Origin of the sequence: Kordiimonas marina (assembly GCF_023006325.1) — a bacterium.
Lineage (GTDB): Bacteria > Pseudomonadota > Alphaproteobacteria > Sphingomonadales > Kordiimonadaceae > Kordiimonas > Kordiimonas marina.
In genome coordinates this window covers 164711-185455 of sequence record NZ_JAINDF010000007.1, presented here as the reverse complement: position 1 = coordinate 185455, position 20745 = coordinate 164711, and the positions used below count along the sequence as shown (strand labels likewise).

21 protein-coding genes and 1 tRNA gene are annotated in these 20745 nt (G+C 63.4%); 10 read left to right on the top strand and 12 right to left on the bottom strand.

Annotated elements, in window-relative coordinates:
- The first annotated feature begins 126 nt into the window (after window positions 1-126).
- A complete protein-coding gene (locus K6118_RS16080; protein ID WP_247121506.1) occupies window positions 127-1596 on the top strand; it encodes a TrkH family potassium uptake protein in 1470 nt (489 codons plus the stop codon).
- Window positions 1597-1653: 57 nt separating this feature from the next.
- On the opposite strand, the gene K6118_RS16075 is transcribed toward K6118_RS16080, so the two are convergent.
- From K6118_RS16075 to hemC, 6 genes are all read right to left on the bottom strand, one after another.
- Window positions 1654-1729: transfer RNA gene (locus K6118_RS16075), tRNA-Thr, on the bottom strand.
- Between the two features lie 115 nt (window positions 1730-1844).
- Window positions 1845-2120, bottom strand: coding sequence for a hypothetical protein (locus K6118_RS16070; RefSeq protein WP_247121505.1), 276 nt, complete (start codon window positions 2118-2120; stop codon window positions 1845-1847).
- A 6-nt stretch (window positions 2121-2126) separates the two neighbouring features.
- Window positions 2127-3479, bottom strand: a complete 1353-nt coding sequence (locus K6118_RS16065) for a heme biosynthesis protein HemY (protein WP_247121504.1) — start codon at window positions 3477-3479, stop codon at window positions 2127-2129.
- Window positions 3476-4750 (bottom strand): COG4223 family protein, encoded by a 1275-nt coding sequence (locus tag K6118_RS16060; RefSeq protein ID WP_247121503.1) that lies wholly within the window; start codon window positions 4748-4750, stop codon window positions 3476-3478. The genes K6118_RS16065 and K6118_RS16060 overlap by 4 nt, the downstream gene beginning before the upstream one ends.
- 40 nt (window positions 4751-4790) lie before the next feature.
- Window positions 4791-5486: a uroporphyrinogen-III synthase gene (locus K6118_RS16055; protein ID WP_247121502.1), complete on the bottom strand. Its 696-nt coding sequence runs from the start codon at window positions 5484-5486 to the stop codon at window positions 4791-4793.
- Entirely contained in the window at window positions 5483-6442 is a 960-nt protein-coding gene (hemC, locus tag K6118_RS16050; protein WP_247121501.1) for a hydroxymethylbilane synthase, read from the bottom strand. The genes K6118_RS16055 and hemC overlap by 4 nt, the downstream gene beginning before the upstream one ends.
- Before the next feature lie 126 nt (window positions 6443-6568).
- Here hemC and tsaD point away from each other — a divergent pair, with 126 nt between their 5' ends.
- The 5 genes from tsaD (at window position 6569) to K6118_RS16025 (ending at window position 9890) form a co-directional block, all read left to right on the top strand.
- Complete coding sequence (gene tsaD, locus K6118_RS16045) at window positions 6569-7690, top strand: tRNA (adenosine(37)-N6)-threonylcarbamoyltransferase complex transferase subunit TsaD (RefSeq protein WP_247121500.1); 1122 nt, start codon at window positions 6569-6571, stop codon at window positions 7688-7690.
- Window positions 7691-7765: 75 nt separating this feature from the next.
- Window positions 7766-8758 carry an NAD(P)H-dependent glycerol-3-phosphate dehydrogenase gene (locus tag K6118_RS16040; RefSeq protein ID WP_247121499.1) on the top strand — a complete coding sequence of 331 codons (993 nt, stop codon included), beginning with the start codon at window positions 7766-7768 and terminating at the stop codon, window positions 8756-8758.
- 13 nt (window positions 8759-8771) lie between these two features.
- Entirely contained in the window at window positions 8772-9074 is a 303-nt protein-coding gene (locus K6118_RS16035; protein WP_247121498.1) for a YciI family protein, read from the top strand.
- Between the two features lie 25 nt (window positions 9075-9099).
- Window positions 9100-9510 carry an EVE domain-containing protein gene (locus K6118_RS16030; protein WP_247121497.1) on the top strand — a complete coding sequence of 137 codons (411 nt, stop codon included), beginning with the start codon at window positions 9100-9102 and terminating at the stop codon, window positions 9508-9510.
- Complete coding sequence (locus K6118_RS16025; protein ID WP_247121496.1) at window positions 9510-9890, top strand: Rieske (2Fe-2S) protein; 381 nt, start codon at window positions 9510-9512, stop codon at window positions 9888-9890. Before K6118_RS16030 ends, K6118_RS16025 begins: the two co-directional genes overlap by 1 nt.
- An 18-nt stretch (window positions 9891-9908) precedes the next feature.
- Here K6118_RS16025 and K6118_RS16020 read toward each other — a convergent pair whose 3' ends face one another.
- From K6118_RS16020 to K6118_RS16000, 5 genes are all read right to left on the bottom strand, one after another.
- Entirely contained in the window at window positions 9909-11129 is a 1221-nt protein-coding gene (locus K6118_RS16020; protein ID WP_247121495.1) for a right-handed parallel beta-helix repeat-containing protein, read from the bottom strand.
- A 105-nt stretch (window positions 11130-11234) separates the two neighbouring features.
- Window positions 11235-12227 carry an allantoicase gene (alc, locus tag K6118_RS16015; RefSeq protein WP_247121494.1) on the bottom strand — a complete coding sequence of 331 codons (993 nt, stop codon included), beginning with the start codon at window positions 12225-12227 and terminating at the stop codon, window positions 11235-11237.
- Window positions 12224-12772, bottom strand: coding sequence for a 2-oxo-4-hydroxy-4-carboxy-5-ureidoimidazoline decarboxylase (uraD, locus tag K6118_RS16010; protein ID WP_247121493.1), 549 nt, complete (start codon window positions 12770-12772; stop codon window positions 12224-12226). The genes alc and uraD overlap by 4 nt, the downstream gene beginning before the upstream one ends.
- Complete coding sequence (gene puuE / locus K6118_RS16005; protein ID WP_247121492.1) at window positions 12769-13689, bottom strand: allantoinase PuuE; 921 nt, start codon at window positions 13687-13689, stop codon at window positions 12769-12771. The genes uraD and puuE overlap by 4 nt, the downstream gene beginning before the upstream one ends.
- 22 nt (window positions 13690-13711) lie before the next feature.
- Window positions 13712-14425: a GntR family transcriptional regulator gene (locus tag K6118_RS16000; RefSeq protein ID WP_247121491.1), complete on the bottom strand. Its 714-nt coding sequence runs from the start codon at window positions 14423-14425 to the stop codon at window positions 13712-13714.
- 170 nt (window positions 14426-14595) lie between these two features.
- Between K6118_RS16000 and uraH the strand changes: the two genes are divergently transcribed.
- The 4 genes from uraH to xdhC are packed head-to-tail and all read left to right on the top strand — an operon-like array spanning window position 14596 to window position 19506.
- A complete protein-coding gene (uraH, locus tag K6118_RS15995; RefSeq protein ID WP_247121490.1) occupies window positions 14596-14949 on the top strand; it encodes a hydroxyisourate hydrolase in 354 nt (117 codons plus the stop codon).
- 1 nt (window position 14950) lies between these two features.
- Window positions 14951-16429, top strand: a complete 1479-nt coding sequence (gene xdhA, locus K6118_RS15990; RefSeq protein ID WP_247121489.1) for a xanthine dehydrogenase small subunit — start codon at window positions 14951-14953, stop codon at window positions 16427-16429.
- A complete protein-coding gene (gene xdhB, locus K6118_RS15985) occupies window positions 16422-18749 on the top strand; it encodes a xanthine dehydrogenase molybdopterin binding subunit (protein WP_247121488.1) in 2328 nt (775 codons plus the stop codon). Before xdhA ends, xdhB begins: the two co-directional genes overlap by 8 nt.
- Window position 18750: 1 nt before the next feature.
- The gene (xdhC, locus tag K6118_RS15980; RefSeq protein WP_247121487.1) at window positions 18751-19506 is read left to right on the top strand and encodes a xanthine dehydrogenase accessory protein XdhC; all 756 of its coding nucleotides are present in this window, start codon (window positions 18751-18753) and stop codon (window positions 19504-19506) included.
- Between the two features lie 133 nt (window positions 19507-19639).
- Here xdhC and K6118_RS15975 read toward each other — a convergent pair whose 3' ends face one another.
- Window positions 19640-20572 carry a LysR family transcriptional regulator gene (locus tag K6118_RS15975; protein WP_247121486.1) on the bottom strand — a complete coding sequence of 311 codons (933 nt, stop codon included), beginning with the start codon at window positions 20570-20572 and terminating at the stop codon, window positions 19640-19642.
- Between the last annotated feature and the right edge of the window lie 173 nt (window positions 20573-20745).

Genomic DNA, 20745 nt, shown 5'->3' with positions numbered 1-20745 from the left:
ATGTTTGACAAATGCCGTCTGTTGGCATTAGGTGGTGCCTCCCGGAAATCGAGAGGAAGGGCTGAGAAACCGGTTTGATGTTTTGAGGTGGGCCTGTGTGCCTCGACCGGTTGTCCCGTATTCATAATGCATTTCCCCATCAAGCTCAGTCCCATCATCCATGTGCTCGGCCTCCTTCTGGTCGCGCTGGCGATCACCATGATGATCCCCGCGATCGTCGAGGTGCAGATGGCGGGCAATACGCCGCTTGAGTTCCTCTTCTCCGCCGCCGTGACCGGCTTCTTCGGCCTGATGGCCTTCCTGTCCACCAAGGACGACAACGAATTCAACCTGGACCTCAAACAGGCCTTCCTGCTTACCGCCCTCAGCTGGATCGTGCTGCCGGCCTTCGCCGCGCTGCCGCTGATGGGGCTTGGCCTCTCTGAGCATATCGGCCTGTCCTACACAGACGCAGTGTTCGAAACCGTTTCGGGCATGACGACGACCGGCTCCACCGTCATGTCGGGGCTCGACCACTTGCTGCCGGGGCTTCTGCTGTGGCGCTCGCTGCTGCACTGGATCGGCGGCGTCGGCATCATCGTGATGGCGATCATCATGCTGCCGTTCCTGCGCATTGGCGGGATGCAGCTGTTCCGCACCGAAAGCTCGGACCGGTCCGAGAAGATCGTGCCCAAATCGACCGAAATGATGCAGTGGATCATCGGGGTTTATGTCGCGCTCACCGCCCTGTGCGCGCTCGGCTATGCGGTCACCGGCATGTCCGGCTTCGATGCCATCAACTATGCCATGGCGACACTGGCGACCGGCGGTTACGGCACTCATGACGATTCGTTCGCGCGCTTCGGCATGGCGACCCAGTGGGTTGGCACCATTTTCATGCTCGCGGGCGGGATGCCGTTCCTCGCCTTCGTCAAGTTCGCCAAGGGTCGCCCGACCGCGCTGATTGAAGACCCGCAGATCCGCGCCTATGTCAAATTCCTCGGTTGGGTGATCGTGATCGCGGCTGTCATGCTCAGCCTCGACCAGCATATGCCCATCTTTCAGGCGTTGACCGCGACCGCCTTCAACATCGTCTCCATCGCGACGACGACCGGCTTCGTGACCACGGACTACACCACCTGGGGCACGGGCGCCGTGGTCGGCTTCTTCCTGCTCACCTTCATGGGCGGCTGCGCGGGCTCGACCGCGGGGGCGATCAAGGTTTACCGCTTCCAGGTGCTGTGGATCACCATGCGTGAGCAGATGCTCCGCCTCAACAGCCCGAACCGGGTGGTGATCCTGCGCTACCACGGCACGCGGATGCCGGATGACCTGCCGCTTTCGGTGCTGGCCTTCCTCGCGGTTTTCTTCGCCTCGACCGCGATCATCACGCTCTGGATCGCCATGCTGGGGGTGGACTTCGTGACCGCGCTCAGCGCCACGGCGACGGCCATCTGCAACGTCGGTCCGGGCCTCGGCCATATCATCGGCCCCTCGGGCAACTTCGCCAGCCTGCCGGACGGCGCCAAATGGCTCCTCAGCTTCGCCATGCTGCTCGGCCGCCTTGAGGTCTTCACCCTCATCATGCTGTTCGACCCGCACTTCTGGCGCAGCTGAACGAAGACACCACGCCAACAGGCATGGTCTGTTTAGGTCAGGTTTTCAGGGGAAGGGTGGTGCCGCATGTCGGACTCGAACCAACGACCCCCTCATTACGAATGAGGTGCTCTACCAACTGAGCTAATGCGGCGCCTGAGATATGACTCTGCTGAGTCTGCACTCGGGCCCGAAGGCAGGGCGCAAAATATGGGCTGCCTCCTCATTTGGCAAGCCCTATTTTTGACCTATAGTATACCGCCTGTAAGTCAGTTGTCCTGCAACAGACGATGTCGCACAAAAAGGGCTGCCGCGAAGGCTCCACCGAACGCGAGAATGGCGCCCCCAATCACGATGATTTGGCCAACTGGTATCGGAGTGGCGGCTGTCAAGGCGTGATAAAGCCACCAAGCCTCGAAGACGAGGCACAGGATCATCCCTAGCCCCCACAGGCAGACCTCAGCCCAGTTCGCAAGCTTATCCGGCAGGATCCAATGTAGGATTGTACTGACAGTCTTGACGATGATTTCTAGGAAAACGTCCATCAGGCATCATGCCTTTGGGGTAGAGTCGGACAGGAGCGCGATGGTGCCCGATGGGTCGAACCGGCTTTCGGGGCCGGTGATGTCCGCCTTGCCGCCCCATTCGATGGTGTCGAAGCCGTGGCAGGAAGGGCAGAGCGGCGCCCAGCCGGCGGGTGTGTGGCCGCAATCGGTGCAGCGCCACACGGCGCCGTCCGGCGCGTGGGCGAGGGCGGCTTCCACCGGGTCCGGGTTTTCGCCCTTCACGTGGGCGAGGGCGAGGCGGAACTGCCAGGCCTCACGCGACGGGCTTTCGCGGGTCAGCCGCTCAAGGATCGGCGCGGCATCGTCATAGGCGTGCGCGTCCATCATGGCGTCGGCGAGCAGCAGCATCGATTCCGGGTGGGCGGGGCGCTTGGCCGCCAGCGTGCGGGCGCGCTTCAGCCAGTCCTCCATCGATTCCGCGGCATCGAGCGATTTATAAACCCGTGCGAGGCCGGGGTGCGGGGCGTCTTCCCACGCATTCAGGATGATCTTCTCGGCCTTGCGGGCGCTGCCATCCGCCTGTTCAAGCTTGGCGAGCGCGATAACGGCGGGGGTGAACCCGGCCCGCGCCGACAGTGCTTTCTTATAGCCCTTGCGCGCGGCGGCGTGGTCGCCCTTGAGGTTGGCTTCCGCCGCTTCGGCGTAGGCGAGCGCACCTTTGTGGCGGCTGACGGTTTCGGCGTCTATGAGGCCTTCCTTGGCGACCTTGCCAAGCGCTTCCGCCGCGGCCTGCCAGTTGCCTGCCGAGACTTCGAGCGAGAACAGCGTCTTCAGCACCCACGGGCTTTTGCGGTTTTCCTTGAAAGCGGTGCGCGTGAGCTGCAGCGCCTCATTTTCGCGGCCCGTGCGCCGGGCTTCATGGACGAGGCCGCGCAGGCCGATCAGCCGTCCGTCCTCGGTGGCCTCCAAAGCCTTATAGCGCTTGGCGGCTTCGGCGTGGTTGCCCGAACGGGTCGCGGCTTCGGCGGCGATCAGGTGGATCATCGGCTGGGGCGGTAACAGCACTTCGGCCTGGCCGACAAGCCTTTGGGCCAGCTTATGGTCCCCTGCGGACAGGGCCACCAGTGACTGGTTGAGGATTTTGAAGCCCCGGCTCTGGCGTTTGATCACCTGATTGGTACCGAAGACCGGCATGTCCCGCCTGATCCAGCCCGCCAGCCAGACGAAAAGGCCGGATAGTGCTGCGACACCGGCGGCGAAAAGCGTGAGCGCGGCGAAACTGGTGTCGATGCGGTAGGCCTCAAAATCGATGGTGACATTGCCGGGGTGGTCGGCAAGCCAGGCGGCGCCGGCCGCGGCGGCCAGGATGGCGGCGAACAGCAGGACGAGGCGGATCACGAGGATGCTCCCTCATTATTTTCCGTCTGGGCCGGTGCTTTGGGCGCCGGTGTTTTAAGGGCCGGGGCCGGAGCATCATCGCGCGCGACCGTGGCGGTCAGGCGGCCGAAGGCGGCCTCGACGGCAACATAGGCCTTGGCACCATTCAGCCAGGTGGTGAGCGCGTCGGCGGCCGGGCCTTTAACGGCGCTGAGGAGCTTCACGGCCCCCGCCACATCCCGGGCGCGCAAGGCCCGTTCGGCTTTGGCGAGCGTAGCATCAAGCCCGGTGGCGCCTGCGTCCGTGCGGCGCATGGTGAAAAGCCCGGTCAGGAAATTGCCGCTGGCTTTATCCGACGCTTTCACGGCCGCGGTGGCGGCGCTGTCATAGTCTGCGAGCAGCCTGTCGAAGGACGGGATACCGCCGCCATTGTCTTCCAGAAGGCCGAGGTCCGCACCGATGCGCTGCTGGTCAAGCGCTGAAAGCGTGGCGAAGTCGGGGCGAAGGGCGGCGAGGTCCTGGCCGAACGGCAGGCCGCTGAGCGCCCGGTCTTTCAGGCGCCCGAGCGCGAGGATTAATCGGCCACGCGGGCTGGCGTCCACGGCGCCGCTCTGGACCGACTGCATCGCCTTCTCAAGCGTGGCCAAGCGGCTTTTGAGCTGGGCGGATTCGGCACGGGCAATCGCCAGGGCGCCGGACAGGTCCTTGACCGCCGGGTCCGTGCTACCCGCGAGGCTCGTCAGCCGCGCGACATCGTCATTAAGCTGCGTAACCTTGTCCTGCAGCGCGGCAATTTCCTGCGCGTCTGCGGCGGGGGCGGGGTTTTCGGTCGCGGTTTGGGCGTTGCTTGCCAGCGTGGTCAGGTCGTCTTTCAGCTTGGTGCGGGCATCATCGGCGGCCCGGAGGGCGGCCTCATGCTGGGCCAGCATTTCCTGCTGGCGCGCCAAAGATGCCTTTATCTCGCCAAGGCTGGTCTCAACCGCTTCAAGCTTTGTATTTGTCTGCTGGCCCGCGGCCGCCGGGGTGGGCGGCGCATCCTTGAGGCCAAGCTTGATCAGCCCGGCATCGAACTGGGGTGCGGTGGCAACACCGCCGATGAAGGCGGCGAGGCCGAACGCGAGGATCCAGCCCGCACGGGCCATGAATGATTTTTTCGCAGGCGGCGCAGCCGTCACGGCAGGGCGGATGGGCTCATCCGGGGCCGGCGTCGGCTCTTCCACGACCTCGGCTTCGATGATCTCGGCGTCGATGTCGTCGTTCTGGTCTTCGGGCTTTGCGTCCGTATCGCTCACTGCCTATCCCCCGGCCTTTCTGTAGCTCGGCGTGTGCCTGTTAGCCGATCAGGCTGAACAAGGCCTTTTCTGTCGGTATGATCGCGTAATTCACCGTCCGCCATGGCCCGATCAGACAGTCGGCCACCCGCGTCGACAGCGCGAGGGCGTTCATCTTCTGAAGCCAGTCGGACCGCTCATAATCAGCGACCGCCTCTTCAAAGATGGTGGCGGTGCGCGGCGAATAAAAGAGCGCATAGTCAATTTCACCTTCGTCCAGGGCTTCCTGAACGCCGAGCGAAAAGGTGCGCACGGCCCGTGTCTGGTAGGTCACCGTATAGTCGGCATCGATCCCCTCACCCCTCAGGACGTCGGCGATATTGTAGGAAATCACGTTCCCGGCCAGGTGGGTATATTTGCGCTTCTCGGAAATCCCGCATTCCAGAAGGGTCGGGATCATTTCGCGGGCGGTGCCGGGGCCGACCGTGACGTTGGTGAAACCAAGCTGGCGGGCAATATCCGCTGTGGCTTCGCCGACGGCAAAAATCGGCCGTTCCTTGTTGCCGATATTGGCAAGGCCGTGGCGGGCGCCGTTCTTGCTGGTGACGATCAGGCTGCGGCCTTCATCGGGGATCTCGAAGGAGACCGGGTCAACGGCGATCATCGGTGCCGTGACGACCCTGTGGCCCATGCGCTCAAGCTTCTCGGCGGTCGCGGTCGCTTCTTCCTGCGGGCGGGTTATCAGAACCGTGCTCATGCGATCTCCGCTTCTATGTCGCGGGCAAGCTGGTCGAAGAACGCGGCGCCGGCGTCCGCGCGGACAGCATGGCCAAGCCGTTCGCCGAGCGCGGCGACGTCATTGAGGTCTGCGGCCGTCTCGCCGGATTGTTCAAACACCGTTTGCCCATCGAGTGACAATAACATGGCGCGCATGATAACCCGATTTTCATCCGCTGTCGCGTGGGCGGCAATCGGCGTGCGGCAGGAGCCGTCGAGTGCTGCCAGGAACGCCCGCTCGGCCGTCACTTCAAGCGCGGTCCTGGCGCAGTGGAGCGGGGCCAGCCAGTCTTTCATCGCGCTGTCGGCATCACGAACTTCCACCGTCACCGCACCCTGGGCCGGGGCAGGCAGGAAGTCCTCGAAGCTCAGCGTTTCGGTGGCGGCTGATGCCATATCCAGCCGGTTCAGCCCTGCGCGCGCCAGGAAAGTGGCGTCGGCCTCGCCGTCCTTCAGCTTGCGAAGGCGGGTCTGCACATTGCCGCGGAAGGTAACGATCTTGAGGTCGGGGCGCAGCCTCAGGGCCAGCGCGCGGCGGCGCAGAGATGCCGTGCCGACGGTCGCGCCTTCGGGCAGCTCGCGTAGGCTCGCGTAGGCCGCGCTGATGAAGACATCGCGGGCGTCCTCACGCGGCAGGAAGGTCGACAGCACAAGCCCATCCGGCAGGCTCGTGGGCATGTCCTTGCTGGAATGCACGGCGCAGTCGATGCGGCCTTCAAGAAGCGCGTCTTCGATTTCCTTGGTGAACAGGCCTTTGCCGCCCGCGGTCATCAAATGCCGGTCGAGGATGCGGTCACCGGTGGTCTTGATGATGACGATCTCGATATCGTCTGGCGTGAGGTCGGCGTGTGCGGCGACAAGCCTTGCTTTTACATCTTCTGCCTGCGCGAGCGCCAAGGGGCTGCCCCTGGTCCCGATTTTGATCGCTTGTTGCACGAAACCCTCTCCGGATGCTAAAGGCGGGCGGTGAAATCGCCACTGTTTTAATGGCTTATAGAACCTTATAGTCTTTCGCCCAAGCCCCAATGACGGGATTTTGCCGCCGCACGACGGGAATTGTCCATGACAGGCACTAACGATCAGGTAAATCAGCAGTTTCGCCGCCCCCTCGTCCTGGGGGTTGAGACCAGCTGCGACGAAACCGCCGCGGCCATTGTCTCGGCGGACAAGAAAATCCTGGCGCACCGGGTGCTGTCGCAGATCGACGACCATGCTGAGTTTGGCGGTGTCGTGCCGGAAATTGCCGCGCGCCAGCATATTTCGCACCTCGATCACCTGCTGAAAGGCCTGATGGACGATGCGGCCCTCGGCTTTGATGACCTCGATGCCATCGCCGCCACCACCGGGCCGGGGCTCGTCGGCGGCCTGATGGTTGGCGTGATGACCGCGAAGGCGATAGCGCGCGCGGCCGGGAAGCCGTTTGTCGCGGTCAACCATCTGGAAGGCCATGCGCTCACCGCAAGGCTGGTTGCCGATATTGAATTCCCGTTCCTGCTGCTTCTGGTCTCCGGCGGACACTGCCAGATCCTGTCCGTGCGCGGAGTGGGGGATTATGAACGCCTCGGCAGCACCATTGATGACGCCGCTGGTGAGGCCTTCGACAAGACCGCCAAGCTGCTTGGGCTCGCCTACCCCGGCGGACCGTCGGTGGAAAAGGAAGCGGGGAAGGGCGACCCCGCCCGCTTCAAACTGCCGAAGCCCATGGTCGGCAAACCGGGCTGTGACTTTTCCTTCTCCGGCCTCAAGACCGCTGTGCGCCGCCTTGCCGAAGACTGTGTCGCCAAGCGCGGGATGCTTTATGAAGACGACCGCGCCGACATTTGCGCCGCGTTTCAGATGACGATCGGTGCCTGCTTCAAAGACCGGCTCCGCCATGCCGTCGCTTTGTTCCGCGCTGATGTTGGGGCGGGGGACTTCCCGCTCGTGGTCGCGGGCGGGGTTGCTGCCAATGCCTACCTGCGCGGAGAGATCGAAGCGCTCGCCGCATCCGAAGGGCTCAGCTTCCATGCGCCGCCCCTCAGCCTGTGCACCGACAATGGCGCCATGATCGCCTGGGCCGGGCTTGAGCGCTTCCGCGTCAATCCGGGGCTGGATGACCGGGACGTTTCGGCCCGGCCACGCTGGCCTTTGGACGAACGTGCGGCACCCATCGTTGGCTCGGGCAAAAAAGGCGCCAAGGCTTAGGGGCAGGCATAAGCGCTTGCCCAAGCAGGCCCAAACGGGCAATCTTGCGAAAACAATCGAGGGAGACATCATCAGGTGCAGAAGATCGGTGTATTGGGGGCAGGAGCCTGGGGTACGGCGCTCGCTGAAGTGGCGGCGAGGGCCGGGCGTGATACCATCCTGTGGGCGCGTGAGCCCGAGGTGGTCGACAGCGTGAACACGTCCCACGAGAACACGGTTTTTCTCTCCGGTGTCCCGCTCAACCCGGCGCTTCGGGCGACCGGTGACATGGCGGATATGGCCGATATTGACGCGCTCCTCATCGTGTCGCCGGCGCAACACTTGCGCGCCATGCTTCTGTCGCAGGTGCAACACCTGAAAAAGGGCGTGCCACTGGTCATCTGCTCCAAGGGCATCGAGGTCGCGACCGGCAAGCTTCTCAGTGAAGCGGTCGAGGAAGTCGCGCCCGGTCATCCGGTCGCAGTGCTGTCCGGCCCCACCTTCGCGGCGGAGGTCGCGCGCGGCATGCCGTGCGCGCTGACGCTTGCCTGCGCGGACCGGGAGGTCGGCGACAAGCTCGTTCAGGCGCTCGGCCAGCCTACCTTCCGGCCCTATTACGACCATGACGTGGTCGGCGCGCAGGTCGGCGGCGCGGTCAAAAACGTGCTGGCGATCGCCTGCGGCATCGTCGCCGGACTCGCGATCGGCGAAAACGCCAAGGCCGCGGTCATCACCCGGGGGTTGGCTGAAATCATGCGCTTCGGCGCGCTCTACGGTGCCGAACGCGAAACGCTGATGGGCCTTTCGGGGCTTGGCGACCTGATCCTGACCTGCTCAAGCACCCAGTCCCGCAACATGTCGCTCGGCAAGGCGATCGGCGAAGGCCGGACGTTCGCCGAGATCATGGCCGAGCGCAATTCGGTTGCCGAAGGCGCGCATACGGTTGAGATCGTAAAGAAAATCGCAGCCAGCAAGGGTCTTTCGATGCCGATCACCGAAGCGGTTTACCAAATTCTCAAGGAAGGCAAGGATGTGCGCACGGTGATGGATGCGCTTCTGAACCGTCCCTTCACCACCGAACGCCGATAGGAGGCCCCCCAAGATGCTGTTCATGATCATCGCCCACGACAAGCCGAATTCCACAGCCATCCGCATGACAACCCGCCCGGCACACCTTGAGTATCTGGCAAGTGCGGGGGACCGTATCAAAGTGGCGGGGCCGATCCTGTCGCCGGGCGAAGACCCCAAGCCGATCGGCAGCATGATCATCATCGATGCCGCCTCCGAAGGCGCGGTGCAGCTGTTCGCGGAAAATGACCCCTATGCGTCCGCCGGCCTATTCGAGAATGTCGAAATCCGCCACTGGAAAGCCGCGCTCGGCGACTGGGTCCCGGCCCAGGGATAAGGCCATTATCAGGGATAACTCCACGATGGCGCACTGGCTCGTCAAATCCGAAGCAGGCGACTGGGGCTGGGATGACCAGCTCGGTGTCGAGAGCGAGCCCTGGACCGACGTGCGCAATTTCCAGGCCCAGAAGAATATGCGGGCAATGCAAGAGGGCGACGACGTCCTCTTTTACCACTCAGGAAATGAGCGCCAGATCGTCGGCCTGTGTACGGTCGCGCGCGGGCCTTACCCGGACCCAGATGATGAGAGCGGCCGCTTCTGCCTTGTCGATTTGAAGGCCGTGGCGACGGCGGGCACCCCGGTCAGCCTCAAGGACATCAAGGCGCGGGAAGACCTCGCCCACCTCGCGCTCGTGCGCCAGGCCCGGCTGTCGGTGATGCCGATCGACGATGAGGCTTACGCAACGTTGGCCGCACTCGCGGATTTCCGCTGATGCGGCCGCCACGTCCCCTGGAACTGGATGATGTCCCCGCGGGGCCGTCGCCCGGCACGCTACTGTGCCGCACGGACGACCTGCCCGAGCATGGCGGGCGTGAGCTGGTGTTCCGCGACGGCAGCCACCAGATCAGCCTGCTGGTCCAGCGCTTCCACGGCCAGACCTATGTCTATGAAAACCGCTGCCCCCACGCGGGTACGCCGCTCAACCTGATGGGGGACCGTTTCCTGAATATCGATGGCACAGACCTCATCTGCCGCACCCACGGCGCCCAGTTCCACGTGGAAACCGGCTACTGCCACCTCGGTCCGTGTAAAGGCCGGTATCTCCGCCCTGTCGCCGTCGAGGAACGGGACGGTGGGATTTACAGCCTTTAGGCGTCGGAGACTGACGCGTTATTTCGGCATGTCGGCGGCGTATTTGTCGAGGATGGCCTGGACCGAGCATTTGCTCGGCACCGCCATCGCACCCTTGGCGTCTTCCTGGATTTGACCGGTGCAGAAATCGACACCGTTATAGCCGTGGGCAGCCCCCTCAACATCGTCCGGGTCGGCGGGCGTGAGGTCGAAGCGGGCCAGGTTCGGGAAGGTGTCCGAAAGCGATTCTTCGACCAGGTCGTGCTCCTCGCGGAAATTGCCGTCGTCTCGGGACTTGATGCGGCCTTCGATGATGTTGTTGGCGAACAGCGCGAAGCTGCCGTTGAAGCGCACATCCACCCCTTTGGTGTTGAGGATGGTGTTATTGACCATGATGGTATTGGCGGCATTGTTGAGATAGACGCCGACATCCGCCGGGCAGTTCATGATGATGTTCGAGCGCATCACGCCCTTATAATGCTGAAGCGCGCAGGAATGCCCCTGACAGAATTGCGGGTTGGTGGTGCCACCGCCGCCGAACGACAGCCCAAGCCGGATACCGCCTTTGAAGCGCCATTCGCACACCACCAGGTTCCGCTCGAACAGGCCATTGTCTGAATTGCCCTTGAGAAAGCCTGCGTAGCTGATGTGGTTGCCACCGGCTTTTTCGAAGTCGGCGATGAAATTCTGCCGCACGGTCCAGAAGCGGCCGCCGACCACATCGAGCGGGGCGACAGGGTTGCGCGTCTCCCGTGGGCGGCGGTTGTAGATCTGGTTATGTTCGATGATCACCCGGTCCGGGAAATATTGCTGTCCGCCCTCGACGATGCCGTTGCCTTTGATGGCGGCGTTGAAGTCGATCAGCCTGTTGTTTCGGATGACGGTGTCATCGGCGTGGCCGGTGATATGGAAGGCGTGTTCGCACTGGCTGTCATTGTCGCAGATGCCGATGATGTCGAAGCCTTCGATGATCCAGTGGGCGCCGGTCACGGCAAAGCCAATCGTGGTATCAACGAGGATGGTGGTCTTTTTGGTGGGGTCTGCGGGGCGGATGATGATCGGCTCTTCGCGTGTGCCGCTGGCCATCAGCTTGGCGGAGCGCTTGAGCTGGTAAACCCCGGGGGCAACGGTGAAGACATCCCCCGGCTTGGCGGTAGACAGATAGCGGTTGAAATCATTGCTGAAAATCAGCACGCCGTCGGCCCGGGCCGCTGTCGATAACAATAATACCGCCAGAAAAGCCTGCCAGATCATACGCATGGGTGCCCACTCCCTCGGTTCGGTCACTCGTTACGGCCAGCTTAGCGCCCGTCCGCCGCAAGTACAATCCGCTTCCGGGGCTTAACCTGTGCTGAACCCGGGGTCTTATCCGATCGTGGGTTTGCCGAACAGTCGCAGGCGGCTGATGCCGCCGTCCGGGAAGATATTGATGCGCACGTGGCTGATAGGGCCGGGGGCGGCGAGCTCACCAGTGAAGACATGTTCGGCATCGGCGGTCAGCGGCTGTTTGGGCAGAAGCTCCCGCCAGAACTGGCTTTCCACCGTCAGGCTGGCGTCGGTGCCGCCTGTCACCAGCGCGGCCTGCAGTGAGACATGGCTCGGGAAATTGCCCTTGAAATAGGCGGTATCGACGAGGACGCGCTCAAGCGTGCCGGGGTGGCCGAGTTCGACGATGGCCCAGTCATTACCGGGCTCGCGCCGCCGCCTGGTTTCCCAACCGTCGCCCATATTGAGGCCCTTGCCCGGCAGCATGATGTTGGCCAGCACGCCGAAATGCTCATTGTTGGCGACGATGGGGCGGCCACCATTTTCTATGGCGAGCAGGTCGACGGTATTGTCGGCGTCGGCCGCCGTCCAGTGTTTGTCGACACTGCCATAGACCCGCAGGCGCGCGACGCCGCCGTCCGGGTATATGTTGAGCCTGAGGTGCGTCCAGGCGGCACCGCCGTCCACCGCAATCAGGTGATGGCTGTCACCCTGAAGGTCGGTTGCGGGCACGATTTCCTGCCAGTCGGCGTCAGCCCCTGGCACGTCGCACTCTGAAACGCAGGCGTCGACCGAAGCCGCGGGCGGGAAGTTGCCGGTGAAATGGCTGGTGTCGATATCGACCCCGTGCACAAGCGCGCGCGCACCCAGCCGGATCACGGCATGGTCATGGCCTGCCTCGCGCTTGCGGCGGCTTTCCCAGCCGTCCATCCATTTGCCGTTATCGTCATATTTGCCGGGGATGAAAACCGGCGCTTCCGGGCTGATCAGCCGGGCCTTGTCGGCGAAGAAATCGTCGGTGGCAAAGGTAACCTCAGCGCCCAGGCGCGGGCTCGCGAGGTTGATGAAGCGGGTAAAGTCGGTGCCGGTCATAGGGGGCGGTCCTTTAGGGTCAGGCCTTCGGCAAGCTCGGCAAGGCGGAAGCCTGCGATACGGTGAATCTGGTCAAGCGCGGTTTCAAACTCTTGCGTCCGGTCATGGTTCAGGCGCGCGCGGAAGGCGGCGAGGATACCCTGGCGGTCGAGGCCTTTGACGGCGATGATGAAGGGGAAGCCGAACTTCTCCTTGTAGGCCGCATTCAGGCTTCTGAAGGTCGCGAACTCCTCCGCCGAGCACTGGTCAAGCCCGGCACCGGCCTGCTCGGACCGGCTTTCCACTGTCAGGTCGCCGCGGATGGCGGCCTTGCCGGCGAGGTCCGGGTGCGCGCAGATAAGCTTGAGCTTGGCGTCTTCGCTTGCGGCGTCCACCGCGGCCTTCATGGCGGCGGCGAGGCCTTCAACCGTGTCGAGGCTGTCGCCTTCGCGTCCCGCCCATGCGGCTTCTGCGATCCAGGGCGAATGCTCATAGATGCCGCCGAAGGTCGCCAGGAAGCTGGTTTCGTCCATATCGCTCGGCTTATGGCGGAACGGCGTGCTCATGTCGCCGGTTCCTGATAGGGGTGCTGTTCGTGCCAGTGCCGGGCGATGTCAGCACGGGTACAGAACCACACCTTGTCGTGGGACTTGGCGTATTCGATGAAACGCTCCAGCGCCTTGAAGCGGCCGGGGCGCCCGGCGATACGGCAATGCAGGCCGACGGACATCATCTTCGGTGCGGTCTCGCCTTCTTCATAGAGCGTGTCGAACGCATCCTTCAAATAGGTGAAGAACTGGTCGCCCGAGTTGAAGCCCTGGGCCGCGGCGAAGCGCATGTCGTTGGTATCCAGCGTATAGGGGACAATCAGCTGCGGTTTGCCGTGAACCGTGGTCCAGAAGGGCAGGTCGTCGGAATAATCATCGGCGTCATAGAGGAAGCCGCCGTGTTCCGCCACCAGGCGGCGGGTGTTGGGGCTGGTCCGCCCCGTGTACCAACCAAGCGGCTTTTCGCCGGTCACACGCTCAATGATCTCGACCGCCTTGCGGATATGTTGGCGTTCGGTGTCCTCATCGACATCCTGATAATTGATCCAGCGGTAGCCGTGGGAGCAGATTTCATGCCCCGCTTCCATGATCGCCTTGGCCACCTTGGGGTTGCGCTCCAGCGCCATGGCGACCGCGAATACGGTGACCGGCACCTGCTGCTTTTCAAACAGCTTCAGAAGCCGCCACACGCCCGCGCGGGAGCCATATTCGTAAATCTGCTCCATGCTCATGTGGCGCGCGCCCGGAACCGGGGCAGCATTTATGATTTCTGACAGGAAAGTCTCCGCGCCATCATCGCCATGGAGGATGCAGTTTTCACCGCCTTCCTCATAATTCATCACCACCTGGACGGCGATGCGCGCGCCGCCGGGCCATGCTGGTTGCGGTGGGTTGCCGCCATAGCCGACAAGATCGCGGGGATAACTGAAAATCATGATCGTCCTCTCTGGTACGGGGTCAGCCGGCTGAGGCTGCGAAAATCTGGTGCAGGTCCTGGGTGTCGTCGCGCGGGACGAAATCGAGCCCGGCTTCGATGCTGTTGAGGTGGTCGGTCAAAAGCCGGATGGCGTCCTCGGGGCGGCCCTGTTCAAGCGCGGTTACCAGCCGTTCATGGTCATCGCCGCGGCAATTGCTGGGCGCGCCCGCCTTGCCGTAAAGCGCGATGATCAGCGAGGTCTGGAACACCAGCTGTTCGAGGAAGGCCAGCATCGGCGCGTTGCCGCCCAGCCGGGCGAGGAGGATATGGAACTCCCCGGTCAGCCTGATCCAGCGGGCGATGTCGGCCTCAGCCAGCGCGGCCTTCTCGGTCTTGAGGTGGGTGCGTAAGCCTTCGAAATCCGCCGGTGTCGCGCGGGTTGCCGCCTGGGTGATCAGCGCACTTTCGACCACGCGTCGGGCCTCGAACACTTCGTCGGCCTCTTCGGGGGTCGGGGTTGCGACCACGGCGCCCTTGTTCTTTTCCAGATGGACGATCTTGTCCCGGCTGAGGAGCAGGAAGGCGCGGCGCACCACCGTGCGGTTGACGCCGAAGACGGTGCAGAGCTTGTCTTCCGTCAGCCGCGTGCCGGGCGCCAGGCGCTGTTCGAGCACGCTGTCGCGCACGCGGCGGCAGACATCTTCCTCCGTGAGAACGGCAGGCTGGAACACGGGTTTGGCGGCCTCTCGGCTCATGCTGATACTCTTCCGAAGGGTGGACCTTATGGCCTGAATTCTCGCGGGGCGCACAAGATTGTCAACAATTTAATATCAAAAATGTTTACGATCGACTTTACAGAAGCTGACGGATCGGTCAGTGTTCACCCTGACGGCCTGCATGTCGGGCAGACTTTATGAGGAAATCTATGGGACGGCTGACCACCCATGTCCTGGATACGGCGTCCGGCCGGCCGGGGCAGATGATCGCGATCAAGCTTTACCGGCTGACGGAGACGGGCATGGACCTTGTCAGGACCGCGACCACCAATGCCGACGGCCGGGTGGACGGGGCGCTCCTTGAAGGTACCGATATGGTGCCGGGCCAGTATCAGCTGGAGTTCGCGGCCGGGGATTATTTCCGCGCCCGGGGTATCGCGCTCACCGAGCCCGCGTTCCTCGATGTGGTGCCGGTCCGGTTCGGCATTGCGGACGCGGGCGCGCACTATCATGTGCCGCTTCTGATCTCGCCCTACGGCTATAGCACCTACCGGGGTAGCTGACGTGACGGGAACGGTTAAATTCATCCTCGACGGCCGGGTTCATGAAGTCCAGAACCCGGACCCGACCGAGACGCTCCTTAATTACCTGCGCTACGGCCTTGGCCGCACCGGCACCAAGGAAGGCTGCGCCGAGGGCGACTGCGGCGCCTGCACCGTGGTGGTGGGCGAGCTTCAGGGGGACGGTGGCGTGCGCTACCGCGCGGTCAACGCCTGCATCCTGTTCCTGCCGACCTTGGACGGCAAGGAGCTGCTGACGGTCGAAAGCCTGAAGGGCCGGGACGGTGGCTTGCATCCGGTCCAGCAGGCGCTGGTTGAAACCCACGGTTCCCAGTGTGGTTTCTGCACGCCGGGCTTTGTTATGTCGCTTTACGCGCTTTATCTCGAAGGCCCGAACCCCAGTCGGGCACGGATTAAGGACGCGCTCGCCGGTAACCTGTGCCGCTGCACCGGCTATGGCCCGATCATCGAGGCGGCGGAGCGGATGCACACGATCGCGCCGGATGACCTGCCGGACGTTGCGGCCGCCGCGAAAGCGCTGAAGGCGATCCGGCGCATGGACACGCTGAGCCTCAGCGCCGTCAGCAAGCTCACCGGCGGGGAAAAGAAATATTTCGCACCCGTAACAATTGGGGCGCTGGCCGACCTCGCCGTCGCCTATCCGGACGCCACGTTCCTCGCGGGCGGCACCGATGTCGGCCTGTGGGTGACCAAACAGCACCGTGAGCTGGAGACGCTGATTTCTCTCGGCGATGTGCCGGAATTGAAGATGACTCGCGAGTCGTCCGAGTCGTTAGAGATTGGAGCCGGTGTTTCAGTGGCTGACGCCATGGAGCTTCTGGGCAACCACTATGGCGATATGGGTGAATTGTTCCGCCGTTTCGCCTCGGTGCAGATCCGCAACAGCGGTACGCTCGGCGGCAATATCGCCAACGGCTCACCGATCGGGGACAGCATGCCCGCGCTCATTGCCGCGGGGGCCAAGCTGGTGTTGCGCTGGGGCGCGGAGGAACGCACGATCCCGCTGGAGGATTATTTCATTACCTACGGCCAGCAGGACCGCGCGCTCGGCGAATTTGTCGTCCGCATCATCGTGCCTAAACCGGCTGAGGGGCTGAAATACCGCGCCTACAAGCTTTCCAAGCGCTTCGACCAGGATATCTCCGCCGTCTGCGGCGCCTTCGCGCTGACCCTTGAGGACGGTATGGTGACCAAGGCGCGCATTGCCTTCGGCGGCATGGCGGCGACACCCAAACGCGCGGAAAAGACCGAAGCGGCCATCACCGGCAAACCCTGGACGCGCGAGACGGTGGCCAGGGGCATGGTCGCGATGGCGGAGGATTATACACCACTGTCCGACATGCGCGCGTCAGCCGAATATCGGCTCCGCGCGGCCCGGAACCTCCTGATGAAAGCCTTCGTCGAGACGACCGGGACGGCGGATACCCGCCTTGTTGGCGACAAGGAGCTGGCCCATGCTTGAGAATACCAAAGGGCCACGTGTTTCCGACATCAAGGGCGCGGTGCACACCGAGCTGAGGCACGATAGCGCCCATAAGCATGTCGCGGGCACGGCGCACTATATCGACGACCTGCCGGAACCCAAAAACCTCCTCCATATCTATGTGGCGATGAGTGAGCGGCCGCACGCGCGCTTAGTCGAGATGGATCTTGCGCCGGTGCGCGCAGCCGACGGTGTCGCCTGTGTGCTGAGCGCCAAGGACATCCCCGGCCATAATGATGTCAGCCCGTTCGCGGGCGATGACCCGCTGTTCGCCACCGATTTCGTCGAGTATGTCGGCCAGCCGATCTTCGCGGTCGCGGCGGACAGCCGGGAGCAGGCGTTCGCGGCAGCGATGAAGGCGGTGGTGGCTTATGAAGAACTGCCCGCGCTCCTGAGCATTGATGCCGCGCTGGAGGCTGGTTCGATGATCGAACCGGCGCAGGTGATGGCGCAGGGCGATGCCGACGCGGGGCTCAAAGCCGCCAAGCATACGCTCAAGGGCAGCTTCCGCATCGGCGGACAGGATCACTTCTATCTTGAGGGCCAGATCGCGCTGGCGAGCCCCCTCGAAGACGGCGACGTCCATGTTTTCTCCTCGACCCAGCACCCGTCGGAAGTGCAGCATCTGGTCGCCCACGTGCTCGGGCGGCCGACCAACGCGGTGACGGTGGAGGTGCGGCGCATGGGCGGCGGCTTCGGCGGCAAGGAAACCCACCCGGCGATGTTCGCGGCCATGGCGGCGCTCGCAGCGGTGAAAACCGGACGCCCGGCCAAGCTGCGGCTCGACCGGGACGACGATATGGTCATCACCGGCAAGCGCCACGATTTCAAATATGATTATGAGGTCGGCTTCGACGATGACGGCCGTATCAGTGGCATGAAGGTGGGGCTTGCCTCGCGCTGTGGCCGCTCGACCGACCTGTCGCCCGCGATCAACGACCGCGCCATGTTCCATGTCGATAACTGCTATTACCTCGGCGACGTGCGCATCGAAAGCAAGCGCATGAAAACCCACACGGTGTCCAACACAGCCTTCCGCGGCTTCGGCGGCCCGCAGGGCATGCTGGGGATCGAGGCGGTGATGGGACGCATCGCCCATACGCTCGGGAAAGACCCGGTCGCGGTCCGCGAGGCCAACCTTTATGGCGGCAAAGGCCGGGACACCACGCCCTACGGCATGACGGTCGAGGACAATATCGCGCCCGAGCTGATCGCCGAGCTGAAGGCAAGCACGGGCTATGACATGCGCAAGGCGGCTGTGCGCGCCTTCAATGAAGGCAGCCCCTACCTCAAGAAGGGCCTCGCGCTCACGCCGGTCAAATTCGGCATCAGCTTCACCACCCAGCACCTCAACCAGGCGGGAGCGCTCGTCCATGTCTACGCCGACGGCAGCGTGCACCTCAACCACGGCGGCACCGAGATGGGGCAGGGCCTGTTCGTCAAGGTGGCACAGGTGGTGGCCGAGGAATTCCAGATCGATATCGACCATATCAAAATCACCGCCACCACCACCGCCAAGGTGCCGAACACCTCAGCGACCGCGGCGTCTTCAGGCTCGGACCTCAACGGCATGGCGGCGCTGGATGCCGCGCGCCGCATCAAGGCGCGGCTGATCGATTTCCTCGCGGAAAAATACGCGTGCCCGAAAGACCGGGTCACCTTCCGCGCGGGCCATGTCTATGTGGAAAACCGGGAACTGGCGTTCGCGGACATCGCGAAGGACGCCTACCTGAACCGGGTCTCTCTGTCCTCCACCGGCTTCTACAAGACGCCGAAAATCCATTATGACCGCAGCGTCCACAAGGGGCGGCCGTTCCTCTATTTCTGCTACGGTGCCGCGCTCAGCGAAGTCACCATCGACACGCTCACCGGCGAATATAAGGTCGACCGGGTGGACATCCTGCATGACACCGGGCGGTCCCTCAATCCGGCCATCGACCGCGGGCAGATCGAGGGCGGCTTCATCCAGGGCATGGGCTGGCTGACGACCGAGGAGCTGGTGTTCGATACCCGTGGCCGTCTGACGACCCACGCGCCATCAACCTACAAAATCCCCGCCTGCAGCGACCGGCCGGATGAGATGAATATCGCACTCTACAGTAAGGGGCGTAATGTCGAGGCGACGATCCACCGGTCGAAGGCCGTGGGCGAGCCGCCCTTCATGCTGGCCAACTCGGTTTTCCTCGCACTTGCGGATGCAATCTCCGCCGTAAGCGGCTATAAAAGCTGGCCGACCCTCAACGCCCCTGCCACGCCGGAGGAAGTGTTGAAGGCGGTCACGGCAATGCGCGAGGGATAATATGGCCAACCCCGGTGTGTGGGTGACAGTCGCTGAAACCAAGGGCTCGGCACCGCGTGAGGCGGGCGCCGCCATGTGGGTGGGAGCCGACCATATCCTCGGCACCATCGGTGGTGGCGCGTTGGAGTATCAGGCTATTCTGGAAGCCCGCACCCTGCTGGCGGATGGGGCCCAGGAAGGCTTCAGCGAAAGCTATGCGCTCGGCCCAGCGCTCGACCAATGCTGCGGCGGCCGGGTGGAGCTGAATTTCGAAAAGCTGGATGAAGCGGCGGCTGAGGCGCGGCTGGCGAGCCGGGGCCGTCACCGGCTTTATATGTTCGGCGCCGGCCATGTCGGCCGCGCGGTGGCGCGCGCGCTGGCGCCGCTCGACTATAACGTCGTCTGGGTCGATGCGCGGGCGGACGAATTCCCGGCTGAGACCGCGCCGCATATCCGTGCTGAAGTGACGGACGATCCTGTCGCGATCGTGCAGGGCGCGGAACCGGGCAGCCATTTCCTGATCTTCACCCACAGCCATCCGCTCGATTATGACCTCACCGCGGCCGTGCTCGCCCGGGGGGATGCTGCTTACTGCGGGCTTATCGGCTCCCGCACCAAACGCGCCCGGTTTGAAAACCGGATGCTCCGCGAACGGGTGATCACTGAAGACGACCTGCCGAACCTTACCTGCCCGATCGGCCTTCCGGACATCAAGGGCAAGGAACCGTCGGTTATCGCGGCCTCCGTCGTGGCCCAGCTTCTGATGCTTAGACCCTAAATATTGTAGCTGCCCTTTTCTTTTCGTCACCCGCCGACTTGATCGGCGGGTCCAGGAACACGGTATTTACCGGCTTATGTCGGTGTTCCTGGGTTCGCCGGTCAAGCCGGCGAATGACGAGGGTTGTGAAGATTTAAGCGAAGGCGTTTGCGGGGGGCGCGGTGTCGCCGAAGCGCGGGTCGGCCTTCACTTCCGCGGCGAGGAAATCGATGAAGGCGCGCACGCGCGGCGGGGTGTAGCGGTCATAGGGGTATAGCGCGCTCAGGTATGAATCCGTCGGCATATGACCCGCGAGCACGATCTTGAGCTTGCCTCTCGCCACTTCATCGGCGACCTCGAAATAATCCTTCATGATGAGCCCGGCGCCCATCAGCGCCCAGTCCTTGAGGACCGCGCCGCTGGTGCTGTCGAGCGTACCGCTGAGCGCCAGCTCATACCCGCCGTCGGGCCCTTCAAATCGCCAGCGGAACTGGCGTGAACCCGGAAAGCGCAGCAGCAGGCACTTGTGGTTTACAAGGTCATGCGGTGTCTGCGGCACGCCGTGGCGGGCGAGATAATCGGGCGCGGCGAAAATATAACGCGGGCTAGGCGCCAGCACGCGGGCCTTCAGGCTGGTGTCGACCAGGGGGCCGGTGCGCAGGCCGACATCCATGCCGTCTTCGAGGAGGTCGATAAGCCGGTCGGTCATCTGATACTGCAGTTGAATATCCGGGTACTTTTCGCTGAAGGCGGGCAGCGTGCGGGTCATGAATGTGTTCGCGAAGCCGGTGCCACAGGTCAGCCTGAGCACCCCCTTGGGCGCGCCGTCGTCTTCCATCAACCGGGCTTCGGCTTCCGCGACCCGGCGGCGGATATCCAGGCAGTCCTCATAATAGCGGCGCCCGGCATCGGTCACGCCTACCTTGCGCGTGGTACGGTTAAACAGACGCACGCCCAGATGCCGCTCCAGCCGGGCGATGCGGCTGGAAACCAGCGCGGGCGACATGCGCAGCTCCCGCCCCGCCGCGGAAAAGCTGCCCTTTTCCACCACCCGAATGAAGACCGCCATGTCGTCCAAAACGTCCATGAGGTTTTATTATCAAAAATATTTTGAAAAACCTAAGAGATTATCATGATTATCGTCCCTGTATTGTAGATGTAGGGTGGCCGCTGCTTCGAAGGAAATTGGCGTTTCCTTCCCTAAGGGCCTTTGAGGCTTCAGAAGCAAACCAGAGGCAACGAAGGGGCGGGGCGAAACCC

Excerpts from the sequence above, each read along its gene's own strand:
- uraD (WP_247121493.1), bottom strand. The coding sequence starts at position 12,772 with ATGAGCACGCCGTTCCGCCATAAGCCGAGCGATATGGACGAAACCAGC.
- uraH (WP_247121490.1), top strand. The coding sequence starts at position 14,596 with ATGGGACGGCTGACCACCCATGTCCTGGATACGGCGTCCGGCCGGCCG.
- K6118_RS16000 (WP_247121491.1), bottom strand. The coding sequence starts at position 14,425 with ATGAGCCGAGAGGCCGCCAAACCCGTGTTCCAGCCTGCCGTTCTCACG.
- alc (WP_247121494.1), bottom strand. The coding sequence starts at position 12,227 with ATGACCGGCACCGACTTTACCCGCTTCATCAACCTCGCGAGCCCGCGC.
- K6118_RS16070 (WP_247121505.1), bottom strand. The coding sequence starts at position 2,120 with ATGGACGTTTTCCTAGAAATCATCGTCAAGACTGTCAGTACAATCCTA.
- K6118_RS16025 (WP_247121496.1), top strand. The coding sequence starts at position 9,510 with ATGCGGCCGCCACGTCCCCTGGAACTGGATGATGTCCCCGCGGGGCCG.
- xdhB (WP_247121488.1), top strand. The coding sequence starts at position 16,422 with ATGCTTGAGAATACCAAAGGGCCACGTGTTTCCGACATCAAGGGCGCG.
- K6118_RS16020 (WP_247121495.1), bottom strand. The coding sequence starts at position 11,129 with ATGCGTATGATCTGGCAGGCTTTTCTGGCGGTATTATTGTTATCGACA.
- K6118_RS16080 (WP_247121506.1), top strand. The coding sequence starts at position 127 with ATGCATTTCCCCATCAAGCTCAGTCCCATCATCCATGTGCTCGGCCTC.
- K6118_RS16030 (WP_247121497.1), top strand. The coding sequence starts at position 9,100 with ATGGCGCACTGGCTCGTCAAATCCGAAGCAGGCGACTGGGGCTGGGAT.
- puuE (WP_247121492.1), bottom strand. The coding sequence starts at position 13,689 with ATGATTTTCAGTTATCCCCGCGATCTTGTCGGCTATGGCGGCAACCCA.
- K6118_RS16055 (WP_247121502.1), bottom strand. The coding sequence starts at position 5,486 with ATGAGCACGGTTCTGATAACCCGCCCGCAGGAAGAAGCGACCGCGACC.
- K6118_RS16035 (WP_247121498.1), top strand. The coding sequence starts at position 8,772 with ATGCTGTTCATGATCATCGCCCACGACAAGCCGAATTCCACAGCCATC.
- tsaD (WP_247121500.1), top strand. The coding sequence starts at position 6,569 with ATGACAGGCACTAACGATCAGGTAAATCAGCAGTTTCGCCGCCCCCTC.
- K6118_RS15975 (WP_247121486.1), bottom strand. The coding sequence starts at position 20,572 with ATGGACGTTTTGGACGACATGGCGGTCTTCATTCGGGTGGTGGAAAAG.
- xdhC (WP_247121487.1), top strand. The coding sequence starts at position 18,751 with ATGGCCAACCCCGGTGTGTGGGTGACAGTCGCTGAAACCAAGGGCTCG.